Origin of the sequence: Microvirga sp. HBU67558 (assembly GCF_018069605.1) — a bacterium.
GTDB lineage: Bacteria > Pseudomonadota > Alphaproteobacteria > Rhizobiales > Beijerinckiaceae > Microvirga > Microvirga terrae.
Genome location: NZ_JAGPUP010000253.1, coordinates 1 through 676, shown reverse-complemented (window position 1 = coordinate 676; position 676 = coordinate 1). Strand labels below are relative to the sequence as shown.

Annotated in this window: 1 protein-coding gene; it reads right to left on the bottom strand. The window is 65.2% G+C overall.

Annotated elements, in window-relative coordinates; translation table 11 throughout:
• A partial coding sequence (groEL, locus tag KBI52_RS01075) for a chaperonin GroEL (protein ID WP_210804813.1) occupies positions 1 to 676 on the bottom strand: 676 nt, incomplete at both ends.

Here is a 676-nt window from a genome sequence, read left to right as displayed (position 1 = left end):
CGGTCGCCGAAGCCCGGAGCCTTCACGGCGGCGATCTTCAGGCCGCCACGCAGCTTGTTGACCACGAGAGTGGCGAGCGCCTCGCCTTCCACGTCCTCGGCGATGATGAGGAGCGGCTTGCCGGTCTGGACCACGGCCTCGAGGATCGGCAGCATGGGCTGGAGCGACGAGAGCTTCTTCTCGTGGATGAGGATGTAGGGATCCTCGAGCTCGGCCACCATCTTCTCGGCGTTGGTGATGAAGTACGGCGAGAGATAGCCGCGGTCGAACTGCATGCCTTCCACGACGTCGAGCTCGGTCTCGGCGGTCTTGGCTTCCTCGACCGTGATCACGCCCTCGTTGCCGACCTTCTGCATGGCATGGGCGATCATCTCGCCGATGTCCTTGTCGCCGTTGGCGGAAATCGTGCCGACCTGGGCCACTTCCTCGGAGGAGGCGACCTTCTTGGCGCGGGACTGGATGTCCTTCACGGCCTCGGCGGTGGCGAGGTCGATGCCGCGCTTGAGGTCCATCGGGTTCATGCCGGCGGCCACTGCCTTGGCGCCTTCGCGCACGATGGCCTGGGCCAGAACCGTCGCCGTCGTGGTGCCGTCACCGGCGATGTCGTTGGTCTTCGAGGCCACTTCGCGCACCATCTGGGCGCCCATGTTCTCGAACTTGTCGGAGAGCTCGATCT